This is a genomic window from Mycolicibacterium tokaiense, assembly GCF_010725885.1.
GTDB classification, from domain to species: Bacteria; Actinomycetota; Actinomycetes; order Mycobacteriales; family Mycobacteriaceae; genus Mycobacterium; species Mycobacterium tokaiense.
In genome coordinates this window covers 1993357-2007700 of record NZ_AP022600.1, presented here as the reverse complement: position 1 = coordinate 2007700, position 14344 = coordinate 1993357, and the positions used below count along the sequence as shown (strand labels likewise).

Here is a 14344-nt window from a genome sequence, read left to right as displayed (position 1 = left end):
GCGTAAGACGGCGCATTTTGGGCAATCCCCGTGACCGAAAATCGACAGCGACCCATACTGCTGACAGGCCCGTCAACGTCGACGGGTCCCGATATGAAGGAGAACCCTGGTGAAGCGTGAATTGGGACGCGGTATCGGACTGGCGGTCAGCGGTGCCGCCATCGCGGTCGCCGGCCTGGTCGGCTGCTCTGGTGATCAATCCGCCAACGAGACCATGTCCTCGGCGTCGGAGACCGTGGAGAGCGGAGCGAGCTCGGCCACCAGCGTGATCACATCGGCCACCGATGCCGCCAAGGGCAACCCGCCGCCCGGGTCGGCCACCGTCACCATCGACGGCCAGGAGCAGAACATCGAAGGCCAGTCGGTCTGCACCAACCTCGGCGGCAACATCCAGATCGCCATCGGCAACGCCACGCAGGGCATCGGCGCCCAGGTCACCGAGGCCGATCCGCCGGTGGTCAAGCAGGTCGGCCTGGGCAACGTCAACGGTGTCGCGATCGGGTACACCGAAGGACTGCCCGGCGGCGAGGCGACCGCCGAGAAGGACGGCAACACCTACAAGATCACCGGCAGCGCCACCGGCGTGGACATGGCCAATCCCATGCAGCCCATGACCAAGACCTTCGAGATCGCGGTCACCTGCCCCTAGCGGTCGTCAGGCGACTGCGGTGAGGAGCCGGTCCAGCAGCGGCAGTTGGCTTTTCAACAACTTCACCCGAGCCTCCTCGATGGAGACCCAGTCCACCCTGTCCACCTCCGGAAACTGCTGGAGTTTCCCGGAGCGTGGCGGCCACTCCATCTCGAAGGTGTTGCTGCGGGCATCGGTGATGTCGAGATCGCCTGCCACGGCATAACCGGTGACCACCTTGCCGCCGGACTGCCGGACCTCGCCCAGCTCCAGGCGCGGACCGTCCGGCGGCTGGACACCCAGCTCCTCGGTGAACTCACGACGCGCGGTCTCCCACGGATCATCGCCGGCGCTGTACTCCCCTTTGGGAATCGACCACGCGCCGTCGTCTTTGCGTGCCCAGAACGGCCCTCCCGGGTGCGCGATCAGGACCTCGAGGCCGGCGTCGCCGGTGCGGTACAGCAGCAGCCCGGCGCTGAGTTTAGGCACCGACCGATCGTTCCAGATCCTTGAGAGAGTCCTCGAGGTGGCCCAGCAGGCGCTGCAGATGGGGCACGCTGCGTCGGCAGCCCACCAGACCGAAATCCAGGTTGTCCCCGTTGTTGGCCATCGTGATGTTGAGTGCCTGGCCATCCAGTGCGATGGACAGCGGGTAGTTACCGTCCAACCGGGACCCGTTCCAGTACAGGGGTTTCCGCGGACCGGGCACGTTGGAGATCACGATGTTGAACGGTGGTCTTGTGGTACCCACGAATCCCGGCACCATGGCCAGCCCGAGGGCACTGATGTTGACCGCCGAGAGCGCCAGGGCCTGCATCTTCGGCAGCTGGGAGAACACCTTCTTGTTGCTGCGCATGGAGTCGCCGATGACGCGCAGGCGTCGCTCGGCGTCCTCCACATCGGTGCCGAGATTGCACAGGATGGCGCCCACCTGGTTGCCGCTGGTGTCGTCGTCGTCGCCGCGCATGCTCACCGGGACCATGGCGATCAACGGGGCGTCGGGCAGCGCATCCTGCTCCTGCAGGTAGGCGCGTAACGCGCCCGCGCACATCGCCAGGATGGCGTCGTTGACCGTGACCCCGGCGGCGGTTTTCACGCGCCGGATCCGCTCCAGCGGCCAGGACTGGGCGGCCACCCGCCGGGCTCCCCCGATGTTGACGTTGAACATGGTCTTCGGTGCGGCGAACGGCAACGTCAACTGCTGCTCGAGCAGCGCCGCGCGTGCCAGCCCCAGGGTCGAGGGCACAAGAGCGGCAAGCGATCCCGCGCCGGAGAGCAGATCCGGCAGCCACGCCCGCTCGGCGCGCGCGGGCCGGGTGCGCCGGGGCAGATCCCATGGCACCCCCACCTCGGTGTCTCCCGGGTCCTCACTGAGCGAGCGCTCCACCAGCTTGAGTGCCGACACCCCGTCGATCAGCGCGTGGTGGCACTTGGTCAGGACCGCAAAGCGTCCGTCCGACAGGCCCTCCACCAGGTAGGTCTCCCACAGCGGACGGTGCCGGTCCAGCAGGGTGCCGTGCACCCGGGAGGTGAACTCCAGCAGATCCCGCACCCGGCCCGGCTGCGGCAGTGCCGAGCGGCGCAGGTGGTAGTCGATGTCCATCTCGTCGTCGAAAGTCCATGTCAGATTGGCGATTCCGCCCAGGATGGTCGACGGGTGCTTGCGGAACATCGGCGCGAACTCGGTGTGCGCGATCATCTGCTGGTGCAGCGTGCGTACATACTCCGGGCCGGCGCCCTCGGGCGGACGGTAGAGCTGCAGACCGCCGACGTGCATGGGGTGCTCGCGGGATTCACCGACGAGGAAGATCGCATCGGTCGGTGAGATGAGTTGCATAACTCACAGTAGAGCGTTCAGGGGTGCGACAGCAGCAGCATCGCGACAGGCGTCACGATCACCGTCACCAAAGTCAGCGACAGCACGAGCTGCCGGCACAACCGGGTGCCGGCGGGAGCCGGGTCGGCCAGGCGCCACGCCCGGGCCACCATCGCGGTGTCACCGGCGGCCAGCGCACCACCGGGAACGCGCGGGGCCCTGGTCAGGGCGACCAACCCACGCAGCAGTGCGGCGCTGCCGTGGCTGCGCGCGGCCGTGTCGTCGGCGCACATCTCGACCAACCGTGCCACCGCGCCGGTCGCCCGGCGTACCAGCGGTACCCAGGGTAGGGCGCCGTGCAGGGCGTTCAGCAGCATCAGCAGCTGGGGATGACGCCCACGTAGATGCGCCCGCTCGTGGGCCAGCACCGCGTCGAGTTCAGCGGCATCCAGACTCGAGACCGCACCCGACGTGACCACGATGGCCGAGGGCCGGCCCGCCACGCAGTAGGCGGCACGGTGCTCGGAAGTCACCACCACCACCCCGTCGCGGGCTCCCAGCATGTGTGCGGTGGAGGCGTGTTCGCAGCTGCGGGCCGACATCCGGTGCATCGCGGCCACGATGCGCCGGGCGGCCAGCGTCGTGCCCGACACCCCGGCGACGGCCACCGCGATCAGCACCACATCGCCGACCCACCCAAACCGGTGTACCGCCAGCAGAACGTCCATGCAGTAACGCACGGGATCGGCACCGCTGTGCAGCAGGACGACATCGAGGATCAGCCCCGCGCCGGCCACCACCCACACGACCGCGACGACGGCGATGGCCGACAGCCACACCGCGACCGACAGCCGCGGGCTCACCCCGCTGCGGGTGATGCGGTCCAGCGACCCCGGCCCCAGCCATGCCAGCGCGGCCCCGTAGAGCAGCATGCAGGCGGCGCCCGTCATGACACCGGGCGCCCGCGTGAGATCTTGCGCAGTGCCGCCCGGAGTCGGTCCGATTCCTCGGCGTTCATCGTGTCCAGGAAAAAACTCAACACCAGGTCGGTGTCTCCGCCGGCATGGAACGCCTCCGCCATCAGGTTGGCCGAGCGCTCCTCGCGCGACATGGCCGCCCAGTACCGGTAGGCCTTGCCGTCACGCTCGCGCTCCAACCAGCCCTTGCGGTGCAGGTTGTCCATCGTCGACATGACTGTCGTGTACGCGATCTCGCGTTGTGCCGCCAGTTCGACGAAGACGTCACGCACGGTGACGGCGCCGTCGCCTGCCCAGACCTGGTCCATCACCACGGCTTCGAGATCGCCGAACCCACGCTGTTGCACGGTGTGAGGCTAACGGTTGGCGAGCTGGTGCAGGGCGCTGCCGGCCAACCAGGTATCCCAGGGCACGCTCCAGTCGCCGTTCTGCCATTGCTGCAGGGGGGCGCCGCCGGTGTTGCGCACTTCCACCACGTCGCCGGGTTGGGCGAGTTCGTAGAACCATTCGGCGTTCTCGGCCGAGAGATTCAGGCAGCCGGCCGATACGTTCTGGCTGCCCTGGGCCCAGACCGTGCCTTCACGCTCGTGCAGATAGATGCCATCCGGACTGATCCTCACCGCGTGCGCGACGCTGACCTTGTACCCCGACGATGCCGAGGTGGGCAGACCGTAGGTGGACGAATCCATCAGCACCGGATTGGCTTTCTCCTGCACGGTGTAGATGCCGGGCTGGGTCCAGAACGCGATGGTGTTGCCCCCGACGGTGGTGGTGCCGCCCCGGCCCATCGACGTGGGCATGGTGCGCACCAGCTTGTCGTCGACGAACACGCTGACCTGTTTGGTGGTGTCGTCGGCGATGCTCACACGTTTGCGGCCGATGACGAAATCGACTGCGCTGTCCTCGAGTCCGTAGACCCCGTCGCCGAGGTCGACTCCGTAGATGTCCGCGTTGACGCTGACCTTGGTGCCCGCGGGGAAGTACTCCCTGGGCCGCCAGTGGGCCTTGCGATCGTTGATCCACATCCAGGCTCCCTGCACAGCAGGCGTGGTGGTGACCTTCAGCTGCCGCTCGGCGGCGGCGCGGTCGGCGATGTCGGTGTCGAACTGGGCCACCACGACGGTGCCGACGCCGTAACTGGCGCCGTCGGTCAGCCGGGATCCGAGGGTGGTGCGCAACGAGACGGAGGCCTGTTGGTCCGGAACGGCCGTGGAGAAGGTCGATGTCCGGGTGACCAGGCCGGCGTCGGCCCCCCGGGCCGTCGCGGTCAGCGTGTAGGTTCGTCCGTATCCCAGTGGCTCGGCGGGTGTCCACCGGTCGCGATCGGGACTCAGCACGCCGTGCACCTGCCGGCCGGATTCGTTGATCATCACGACATCGGCGAGCGTGCCGGAGGTGGCGGTGACTAGGACTTCGTCCGCGGGCGCCACATCACGCTGATCAGGTCCTGGCGCGATGCTCACCGACACCGGCTTGGGCGCCTCGATGACCTCGGGTATCTCCGTGACCTGCGGCGCGGCCACGGAATCGACGAAATGTGTTGCCGAAGAACCAGTTTGGAGCGCGGCGACGACCACGACGAGCAGGCCGAGGCCGGCGGCCACCCGGTTCCGGCGGTGATCGAAGAACAAAGGCACAACTCCGGGCTCGAGGTCGGGGACGCGCAGCGCGTTCTACGCACCAACATAGTAGGTGCAAATCGATACTCGCGCGCCGCCGTGACGGGACCGTAGCCTGACCGGTATGAGTCCCAGACGGATCCTGTGTTTCGGCGATTCACTGACGTGGGGGTGGATCCCCGTCGACGAGGGCGTGCCCACCCTCCGCTACCCGAAAGACGTCCGATGGCCCGGCGTGTTGGCCGCCCAGCTGGGCCCGGACTACGAGGTGCTCGAAGAAGGTCTGTCCGCGCGCACCACCACCGCCGAGGACCCGGCCGACCCCCGACTCAACGGATCCACCTATCTACCCGCATGCCTGGCCAGCCACCTACCGCTGGATCTGGTGATCCTGATGCTGGGCACCAACGACACCAAGGTGAACCTGAACCGCACCCCGTTCGACATCGCCGCCGGCATGGGCGTGCTGGCCACCCAGGTGCTCGCCAGCGCCGGCGGGGTGGGGACGGCGTATCCCGCGCCCGCGGTCCTGATCGTGGCCCCGCCACCGCTGGCCGCGATGCCGCACCCATGGTTCGACCTGGTCTTCTCCGGAGGGCAGGAGAAAACCGCGGAGCTGGCGCGGGTCTACAGCGCGCTGGCGTCGTTCATGAAGGTGCCGTTCTTCGACGCCGGATCGGTGATCAGCACCGACGGCGTCGACGGTGTCCACTTCACCGAAGAGAACAATCGCAACCTCGGCGTCGCCCTCGCCGAGCAGGTGCGCAACCTGCTCGGCTGAGGGCCCGCCGCCGAAACCGACGAACAGCCCGGAGTCACTCGCACTTTCGGGCCGGTGCGTCGGTTTCGGCGGGCTCGGGCAGGGGTTATCCGGCGATGCGGATGAGCTTCTTGTTCACGAATTCGTCGATGCCGAAGCGCCCGAGCTCGCGGCCGAAGCCCGAGCGCTTGACGCCGCCGAACGGCAGCTCCGCGCCCTCGGCGCCGACGGCGTTGACGAACACCATGCCGGCCTCGATCTTGTCGGCGACCCGCTTGGCCTGCTCGGAGTCGGTGGTGAACACGTACGAGCCCAGGCCGAACGGGGTGTCGTTGGCCAACTCCACCGCCTCCTCCTCCGAGGCCACCTTGTAGACCGTGGCCACCGGACCGAACAGCTCCTCACGGGCCGACGGCTTGTCCGGCGAGACCCCGGTCAGCACGCCGGGCGGGAAGAAGGCACCCTTGCGCTCACCTTCGGAGGTCAGCGTGGCGCCATCGGCCACCACCTTCTTGACCTGATCCTCGAGTCGCTCGGCGGCGGCCACCGACGACAGCGGCGCCAGCCCCTCACCCTTGGCCAGCACCTTCTTGGTGAACTTGTCGACGAACTGGTCGTAGATGTTCTCGGTGACGATGATCCGCTTCGCGGCATTGCAGGCCTGGCCGGTGTTCTCGAACCGCCCGTCGACGGCCGCGTCCACCGTGGCATCCAGGTCGTCGGAGGACAGCACGATGAAGGGGTCCGAGCCGCCCAGCTCCAACACCACCTTCTTCAGGTTGCGTCCGGCGATCTCGGCGACAGCGGCACCGGCCCGCTCGGATCCGGTGAGCGAGACGCCCTGCACGCGGGGGTCGGCGATGGCCTCGGCGATCTGCTCGTTGGTGGCGTAGACGTTGACGTAGGCGCCCTCGGGGTAGCCGGCGTCGAGGAAGATCTGCTGCAGCGCCGCGGCGGACTCCGGGCACTGCGGAGCATGCTTGAGCACGATCGTGTTCCCCAGCACCAGGTTCGGGCCGGCGAACCGCGCCACCTGGTAGTAGGGGTAGTTCCACGGCATGATGCCCAGCAGTACACCGACCGGGCTGCGCCGGATCAGCGCGCTGCCCTCGCCGTCCAGCAGGTCGATCGGCTCATCAGCCAGGAACTTCTCGGCGTTGTCGGCGTAGAACTCATAGATCGATGCGCTGAATTCCACCTCACCGATCGACTGATCCAGCGGCTTGCCCATCTCTCGCTGGATGATGGCCCCCAGTTCGTCCTTGCGCTCGTTGTGCAGGTCCGCGACCTTGCGGATCAGCTCGGCGCGCTGGGCCACCGTCGTGGTCTTCGACCAGTCCTTGAAGGCCTTGGCCGCCCCGGCCAGCGCTGCCTCGATCTGCTCGTCGGTCGCGGTCGGATACTCCTTCACCACATCACCGGTCGCTGGATCAACCACCGCGTACAGACTCATGCCCTGCCCTTCGTTGTCATTTCCGATTTTCAGCACGGATTCGGCGCCCCGAACAGCGGTTGACCGCAGAATCCGTCTGGCCTCCATCCTTCGCCGGAAAGCCCCGCAGCGCCAGCGCTTGGCCAAATCAGGAACAATCGCCGCATGCAACTGGTCACCGTCGATGACATCCGCGCCGCCGCCGGGCGGATCCGCCACCAGGTGGTGCGGACACCCCTGACGCCGGCGTTGTGGGCCCCGGGACTGTGGCTCAAGCCGGAGAGCCTGCAGGCCATCGGTGCATTCAAGGTGCGCGGCGCGTTCAACGCGATCGGCAGTCTGGACCCCGATACCAGGGCGCGTGGCGTGGTCGCCTACTCCAGCGGCAACCATGCGCAGGCCGTGGCCTACGCGGCCGCGCAATACGGCATCCCGGCGCACATCGTCATGCCCGAAGAGACGCCCGCGATCAAGGTGGCAGCCACCCGCGATCATGGTGCCGAGGTGGTGCTGTGCGGCGCCGGTCAGCGCGAAAAGGTGGCAGCGGAGGTGGTCGAGCGCACCGGCGGTGTGTTGATCCCGCCGTTCGATCACCCCGCGATCATCGCCGGGCAGGGCACTGCAGGTCTGGAGATCGCCGAGGACATGCCTGACGTCGAGACGGTGCTGATCCCGGTCAGCGGCGGCGGGCTGGCATCCGGCATCGGCACCGCGATCAAGGCACTGTGCCCTCGCGCCAAGGTCTTCGGGGTCGAGCCCGAGCTGGCGGCCGACACCGCCGAGAGCCTTCAGCAGGGGCACCGCGCGGACTGGCCCATCGAGGATCGCAACCGCACCATCGCCGACGGCTTGCGTTCACAGCCGTCCGACCTCACCTTCGCCCACCTGCAGCAGGTGCTGGACGGCATCATCACCGTCACCGAGGACGAGATCCGCTCCGCGGTCCGCGAATTGGCGCTGCGCGCCCACCTGGTGGCCGAACCCAGCGGAGCCGTGTCGCTGGCCGCCTTCCGCAAGAGCTCCACCCCGCTGGGCCGCACCGTCATCGTGGTCTCCGGCGGCAACATCGAGCCCGCGATGCTGCGCGACATCCTGGGGTGAACCTCCCTTCCGGAGTGTGATCTTCGTCATAGATGCCCGGCGGGGACGCGGCGGACAGTGGGCCGGAGGTTGCAGTGAGGTAAACGCGGCATGACGGTGTGATCTACACCACTTGCCGCCGCGGGTTATCGGTAGGTTTACCTCGCGAACGTCAATTGATCTGCGTCAATATTGCCGCGTTGAATTTTTGGCAATCTTTACCTAGTGCAACTAGAGACTATTGAATTGACGTTTCCGTTCGTTTGCTAGCCGAACGAAAAGCCCGAGCTAGGCATCGGAATCTGATCCGTTGCATTCACCTCAAAAAACTCTTAAGCAGCAATTTTGCTAGTTTCCTTAACGCAACCTGAGATCAGGCTTACGATCTCTCACACAGCCCATCCGTAACCAAGGGGAGCCCCGATCATGCAAATCTCACTTCGGTCGTACCTGACAGCCGGTGTGTCGCTAACTGCAGCCAGCGCCATCGTGCTGACCCCCCTGGCGATCCCTGCAAATGAGCGCGCCGTCACCATCCCGAACGTCACCATGTCCGACATCCAGCTGACGGTGACGCCCGCCGAGATTCAGGCCTTCTTCGCCGAGCTGCAGACCCAGCTCGAGGAGTTCAATCAGGGTGTCGCCGAGGCCATCGCCCTGCCCGGCGCCACTCTGGCCGGCGGCCTCGAGATCGCCATCGAGCTGAACACGGACTTCTACGACACCCTCAAGGATCTGACCAGCAACGCAACGCTGACCGCGCTGCTCAATGCCCTCGAGACCAGCTCGAACAACGGCCTCGGTTCGCTGCTGACCGCTGTCGAAAGCGCCACCGAGAACGTCGCGATCACCACCGGCGAGTTGGCGGATCTGCTGGCCAGCACCATCACCGGCTCGCTGTCGAACGTGCTGTCCTCCTTCGTCAACGTGCTCAACAACCCACTGGACACCGCCGCCTACGCCGGTCTGCTCAGCCTGGGCCTGGTGGACACCATCCAGGACGCCGCCCTCAACGCCGGAGCCGCCGTCGGTGTGGCGGTCAACTCGGGCTTCGGCTTCGTCAACACCGGCCTGAACCTGTTCCAGAGCCAGATCAACAACGCCATCGGAACGGTGAGCTCGCTGATGAACGTGGCCGCCGACGCCACCGGCAGCGACCTGGTGGAGGCCGTCAACACCGCGATCCAGAGCATCACGCTGTTCCCCGCACTGGTGGTGAGCAATGCCGTGTTCGGCCTCAAGACGGTGGCCATCGGCGGAGTCCAGGAGGGCTTCAACGACATCCTGGCCGGCGCCGGCGCGCTGATCGCCATCACCGGCGGCTCCCTGCAATTCGCGATCAACACCATCGGCGCCAACCCGCTGAACCCGCAGAACTACCTGGTGGCCACCGGCGGACTGATCGCGGGCGGGTTCGACGGCTTCAACACCACCGTGAACACCGTCGGCAGCGTGGCAGAGATTCCGTTCAATCGGGGCATCACCATCGCCACCGGCGTGGGCGCCACGCTTGCGGGCCTCAACACCAACTTCGCCGCGGCCTTCGCCGGCGTGTTGGAGGCACTGGGCCTGCCAGACGACATCGTTGCGCTGCCGGGTCTCATCGCCGGCCAGATCAACGAGGTGATCGGCGCCGGTACCGAGATCGTCGTCGGGGGTCTGGAGTTCGGCGAGGAAATCGTGGCGGGTACCACGGCCACCGTCATCCAGGTGTCCAACTCGATCGAAGAGGCCATCTTCGGCGTGCTGCCCCCCGTTGGCGCCGGTGCCACCACGCTGGCCGTGGAGACGGAAGCTCCCGCGTTGCGGGCCGCCTCCGAGCCCGCCGGAGACCCGGTCGGCGACGTGGTGCCCGTGGCGAGCGAGTCTGAGGAGGCCCCCGCCGAGGAGGCCCCCGCCGAGGACACCCCTGAGGAAGAAGCTCCGGCCGAGGAGGCCCCCGCCGAGGACGCCACTGAGGAAGAAGCTCCGGCTGACGACGAAGCCGCCGATGACGAGTCGGCTGCCGATGACGAGGCCGCCGAGGAAGATTCGGCGGCTGACGAGGATGCCGCCGACGACAACGCTGCCGATGACGACGCTGCGGACGATGACTCGGCCGACGCCGACTCGACTGCCGGCGACGACAGCGACGCCGACAGCGGTTCGGACAGCGGCAGCGGTTCGGATTCCGACTCCGGTAGCTCTGACAGCGGCTCGGATTCGGGCAGCGACACCGAGTAACACCCACACACAGAACGGGCCCACTCTGGGGGAGGAGTGGGCCCGTTCGTGTGAGTGCCGCAACGGCGTCGTCGCATTGATCTCGCGAACGTCAATTACCCTGATCGGATTCCAGCCAGATGGGAACCGGCAATGGTTGCCACATAGCGCAGCCCAGCGACGGCAGCTCTACTGTTACGTTTGCTAAAGAGTTCGATTCATCTACTTGCAGCTGTGCGCGAATACTGATTGAGTACCGGTAGAACTGCGCATTTTCAACTTCTTTGAAAGAATTCTGCGAGCTACCCTACACTCGTCAAGTCTGTCGACCGTTAACCAGAAAGACGTTCCAGTCATGCAGATCACGGCTCGCTCGTCCCTCACCGCTGGCGTGTCGCTAACTGCAGCCACAGCCTTGGCGCTCTCTCCCATCGTCGTCCCTGCAAACGAGCGGGTGACCAACCTGCCGGCGGTGACGACGGCGGACATCCAGCTGACGGTCACCCCCGGTGACGTCACCGCGTTCTTCGACAACATTCAGGCCGAGATCGAGTCCTTCAATTCCGCGGTCGCCCAGTTCGCCCTAATTCCGAGCCAGACCGTGGTCCAGGGCCTGCAGGCCGCGATCGAGCTGAACAACCAGATCTACGACTCGTTGATCGCTGCCACCAATAACGTGACGCTGCGGGCGATGTTGGAGACACTCCAGGTCAGCGCCGACAACGGGCTGCAGAGCCTCGCCTTCGCCGTCGGCGACAACGGTGAGACGGTGGTGTACTCCCACCAGCAGATCGCCGACCTGCTCAGCGGCATCGTGACCGGCTCGCTGTCCAATGTCATTGCGGCCGCGGTCGGGGTGCTCAACAATCCGCTGACAGTCGGCAACTACGCCAACCTGCTGTCCTCGGGCGTCGTCGCCTCAGCGGCCCTGGTGGGCACCAACACCGGTGAGATCATCCGCAGCGCCGCGCATGTCCCTCTCGAGCTCACCCGCACCCAGCTGCACCTGGCATCCAGCCAGATCAACAACGCGCTGTTCGCGGTGGGTCAACTGATCACCGACGTGGTGTCGGCCAGCGGCAGCGAGCTCATCGGTGCGGTCGCCACCGCGATCGAGAGCATCACGCTGATCCCGGCGCAGCTGGTGCTCAACACTCCGTTTCAGTTGGCGAACAACACCATTGGTGCGGTCGACGAAGGCCTGAACATTCTTCTGAACGGCATCGTCGGCAACGTCGCAAGCGTTGGCCCAGCCGCCCTCGGCCTGATCGGTATCGCCTCCACCGTGCTGCAGTTGGCCATCAACGAGGTCGGCGCCAACCCGCTGGACCCGGCACGCTATCTGGAAGCCTCCGGCGCTCTGATCGCCGGAGGCTTCGATTCCTTCAACCTCAGCGTCGCCACCGCCGGTGACCTCGCCCGAGTTCCCCTGGACCTCGTCTACCGGGTCGTCAACCCGGAGCCGGGGACCGGAAGCCTGACATACTCGGTGATCCGGATGAACGAGATGATCGGCACCGCTCTGTCCGGGTTGCTCGTCGAACTCGGCCTGCCGGAGGAGATCTCGAACCTGCCCCGGGTGGTCGCCACGCAGCTCAACACCGTCATCTCCGGCGGGGCCGATCTGCTGGTCGATGGCCTGGGCTTCGCCGACGAGGTGATCGGGGGCACCACCGGGTTCCTGATCGACGTGTCCGCCGACATCGAGAATGCGCTGCTCGGCGCGAATACGCCGCCCGCCGACGATCCTCAGGTCACCGCACTGGCGGTGTCGGAGGACAGCGGGGACTCCGGGGTCGATGACTCGGACGATGAGACTGCTGCCGAAGAACTCCCGGCGGAGGACGAGCCGGCGGAGGACGAGGTCGCAGACGAGGAGCCGGCAGACGAGGAGACCCTCGAGGATGCGGCCGCGGACCCGGCCGAAGACGAGCCCAGCGAGGACGCCGACACCACAGCCCAGGACGCCTCCGAGAGCGATGAGATGCCGACCGAGAAGACCAACAGCACAAGCACTTCCGCCCCCGCCGAATAATCAGCCACATCACGGAACCAGGACCCGCCACCATGCAGATCTCTGCTCGTTCGTATCTCACCGCGGGCGTCTCGCTGACCGCAGCCGCCGCCATCGCCCTGACCCCGGTCGCGGTGCCCACCCCCGATCGCACCGTCACGATCCCGAAAGTCACCGTCACCGACATCAATCTGACGGTCACTCCCGCCGAGATCGTTGAGTTCATCAACAACGTGCGCCTGCAGATCAACGCGTTCAACGCCTCGGCGGCCAAGGCAGCAGCGATCCCGGGCCAGACGGTGGTGGACGGCATCACGACTGCGATGACGCTCAACGATCAGTTCTTCGATTCGCTGGTCGATGCCGTCGGCAATCCGACGCTGCAGGCACTGCTGGAAACCGTCGAGATCACCAACGACCGCGCGCTGCGCTCACTGGCCGCATACATCGACCAGGGCAATCAGACAATTGTGCTGGCTGCCGAAGACATCGCCGATCTGTTGACCGACACGATGGCATACGCGCTGTCGAACGTCCTGGCCGCGGCCGTCGATGCGCTGAACAACCCGTTGGCGGTCGAGAAGTATGCGCATGTGCTGGCGGCAGTGGTCGGCGACGGCTTCCTGTTCACCAACGGCGGCAGCCTGATCGCCCAGAAGGCCGGCAACGCCGCGTTTGATCTGACGTACGGCACGCTCGAATTCATCCGGTCCGAGGCCACCACCGCGTTGGATGCCGCACGCCGGCTCGCGTACGTGGCCTCCGGAGCCACCGGTAGCGAGGTGGTCCAGGCCGCCGTGTCCGCCTTGGGCACCATCGGGCTGGCGCCGGCGTACCTGGGTCTGCGGCTGCCGATCAGCCTGGCCGAGCAAGCTGTGCTGTCCTCGCAGTCGGCGTTCAACACCCTGTTCAGGGGCATCGCCGGTTACCGGGACAGCGACGGAGAGTACGTCTTCGGGGCCGTCACCGCCCTGGGTGAGGCCGTGCGTAGCTCCATCGACGAGATCGGTCACGGTCCACTGGACCCGAAGCGCTACCTGGCTGCCACGGCACTGATGATCGCCGGCAGCTTCGACGCCGCCAACATCGGCATCAACACCGCGGGCGCGCTGGCTCAGGTTCCGTTCACCTTCGGCATCGATCTCATCAACCCCGACGGCGTGCGCAACAACCTGACCTCGATCCTCACCGTGGAGGCCTTCCAGATCGGGAACTCGCTGTCCAACTTGCTGAGCGCGGCCGGCCTGCCCGACGAGATCGCCGAGATTCCGCGGACGTTCGCGATTGAGGTGAACAAGGCGATCGTCGGCACCGCGGTCACGGTGGCCGACGGTCTGGCGAACGTCAACGCCGCCATCTCCGGAGGCACCGACCTCATCATCACCGTGTCCAACGACATCGAGAACGCCATCCTCGGGGGCCTGTCCGGTGGGCAGACCGACCCGCCCGCTTCGGGTGGCGACGATGACGAGCCCGCTGACAACGAACCCATCATCGTGCCGCCGATCGACGACGACACCGACGACGACACCGACGACGAGGACGACACCGATCCCGACGATCTCATCGTCGACGACGGGGGCAACACCGACTGGGACGACGACGAGTTCGACGATGCGGGCGCGTCCACCGAGACCGAGGACGAGGTGGCCGACGACGAAGCGGCCGATGAGGAGGTGGCCAGTGATGAGCCCACTTCCGAAGCCACCGAGTCCGCGGAGAGCTCCGAGGACGGCGCATCCGAGGACACCAAAACCTCCGCGTCCGCCGACAGCTCCGACAGTGCCGCCGCGTAGCCACTGACCGACAGACCGTG

Annotated in this window: 12 protein-coding genes; 6 read left to right on the top strand and 6 right to left on the bottom strand. The window is 66.5% G+C overall.

Going from position 1 to position 14344, the window contains the following annotated elements; translation table 11 throughout:
• Positions 1-121 precede the first annotated feature (121 nt).
• A complete protein-coding gene (locus G6N58_RS09565; protein ID WP_172545091.1) occupies positions 122-649 on the top strand; it encodes a lipoprotein LpqH in 528 nt (175 codons plus the stop codon).
• 6 nt (positions 650-655) lie between these two features.
• Here the strand turns inward: G6N58_RS09565 and G6N58_RS09560 are convergent, their stop codons facing one another.
• Genes G6N58_RS09560 through G6N58_RS09540 form a run of 5 tightly spaced genes read right to left on the bottom strand, consistent with a single transcriptional unit; the run spans position 656 to position 5058 of the window.
• The gene (locus tag G6N58_RS09560; protein WP_115278899.1) at positions 656-1117 is read right to left on the bottom strand and encodes an NUDIX hydrolase; all 462 of its coding nucleotides are present in this window, start codon (positions 1115-1117) and stop codon (positions 656-658) included.
• Positions 1110-2465, bottom strand: a complete 1356-nt coding sequence (locus G6N58_RS09555; RefSeq protein WP_115278900.1) for a WS/DGAT/MGAT family O-acyltransferase — start codon at positions 2463-2465, stop codon at positions 1110-1112. The genes G6N58_RS09560 and G6N58_RS09555 overlap by 8 nt, the downstream gene beginning before the upstream one ends.
• 17 nt (positions 2466-2482) lie before the next feature.
• Complete coding sequence (locus G6N58_RS09550; RefSeq protein WP_115278901.1) at positions 2483-3394, bottom strand: M56 family metallopeptidase; 912 nt, start codon at positions 3392-3394, stop codon at positions 2483-2485.
• A complete protein-coding gene (locus G6N58_RS09545) occupies positions 3391-3768 on the bottom strand; it encodes a BlaI/MecI/CopY family transcriptional regulator (RefSeq protein ID WP_068914513.1) in 378 nt (125 codons plus the stop codon). The genes G6N58_RS09550 and G6N58_RS09545 overlap by 4 nt, the downstream gene beginning before the upstream one ends.
• A 9-nt stretch (positions 3769-3777) precedes the next feature.
• On the bottom strand, positions 3778-5058 hold the full coding sequence (locus tag G6N58_RS09540; RefSeq protein WP_264037345.1) for a L,D-transpeptidase: 1281 nt from the start codon (positions 5056-5058) through the stop codon (positions 3778-3780).
• 106 nt (positions 5059-5164) lie between these two features.
• Between G6N58_RS09540 and G6N58_RS09535 the strand changes: the two genes are divergently transcribed.
• Positions 5165-5821 carry an SGNH/GDSL hydrolase family protein gene (locus G6N58_RS09535; RefSeq protein WP_115278902.1) on the top strand — a complete coding sequence of 219 codons (657 nt, stop codon included), beginning with the start codon at positions 5165-5167 and terminating at the stop codon, positions 5819-5821.
• Positions 5822-5906: 85 nt separating this feature from the next.
• Here G6N58_RS09535 and G6N58_RS09530 read toward each other — a convergent pair whose 3' ends face one another.
• The gene (locus G6N58_RS09530) at positions 5907-7253 is read right to left on the bottom strand and encodes an NAD-dependent succinate-semialdehyde dehydrogenase (protein WP_068919438.1); all 1347 of its coding nucleotides are present in this window, start codon (positions 7251-7253) and stop codon (positions 5907-5909) included.
• Positions 7254-7397: 144 nt separating this feature from the next.
• Between G6N58_RS09530 and G6N58_RS09525 the strand changes: the two genes are divergently transcribed.
• The 4 genes from G6N58_RS09525 to G6N58_RS09510 all read left to right on the top strand — a co-directional run bounded on the left by G6N58_RS09525 (position 7398) and on the right by G6N58_RS09510 (position 14324).
• Complete coding sequence (locus G6N58_RS09525) at positions 7398-8333, top strand: threonine ammonia-lyase (protein WP_115278903.1); 936 nt, start codon at positions 7398-7400, stop codon at positions 8331-8333.
• 405 nt (positions 8334-8738) lie between these two features.
• A complete protein-coding gene (locus G6N58_RS09520) occupies positions 8739-10535 on the top strand; it encodes a hypothetical protein (protein ID WP_147289341.1) in 1797 nt (598 codons plus the stop codon).
• A 433-nt stretch (positions 10536-10968) separates the two neighbouring features.
• On the top strand, positions 10969-12549 hold the full coding sequence (locus G6N58_RS09515; protein ID WP_115278905.1) for a hypothetical protein: 1581 nt from the start codon (positions 10969-10971) through the stop codon (positions 12547-12549).
• Positions 12550-12581: 32 nt separating this feature from the next.
• Positions 12582-14324, top strand: coding sequence for a hypothetical protein (locus tag G6N58_RS09510; RefSeq protein WP_163908046.1), 1743 nt, complete (start codon positions 12582-12584; stop codon positions 14322-14324).
• The last annotated feature ends 20 nt before the right edge of the window (positions 14325-14344 follow it).

Excerpts from the sequence above, each read along its gene's own strand:
- G6N58_RS09555 (WP_115278900.1), bottom strand. The coding sequence starts at position 2,465 with ATGCAACTCATCTCACCGACCGATGCGATCTTCCTCGTCGGTGAATCC.
- G6N58_RS09550 (WP_115278901.1), bottom strand. The coding sequence starts at position 3,394 with ATGACGGGCGCCGCCTGCATGCTGCTCTACGGGGCCGCGCTGGCATGG.
- G6N58_RS09535 (WP_115278902.1), top strand. The coding sequence starts at position 5,165 with ATGAGTCCCAGACGGATCCTGTGTTTCGGCGATTCACTGACGTGGGGG.
- G6N58_RS09530 (WP_068919438.1), bottom strand. The coding sequence starts at position 7,253 with ATGAGTCTGTACGCGGTGGTTGATCCAGCGACCGGTGATGTGGTGAAG.
- G6N58_RS09525 (WP_115278903.1), top strand. The coding sequence starts at position 7,398 with ATGCAACTGGTCACCGTCGATGACATCCGCGCCGCCGCCGGGCGGATC.
- G6N58_RS09520 (WP_147289341.1), top strand. The coding sequence starts at position 8,739 with ATGCAAATCTCACTTCGGTCGTACCTGACAGCCGGTGTGTCGCTAACT.
- G6N58_RS09510 (WP_163908046.1), top strand. The coding sequence starts at position 12,582 with ATGCAGATCTCTGCTCGTTCGTATCTCACCGCGGGCGTCTCGCTGACC.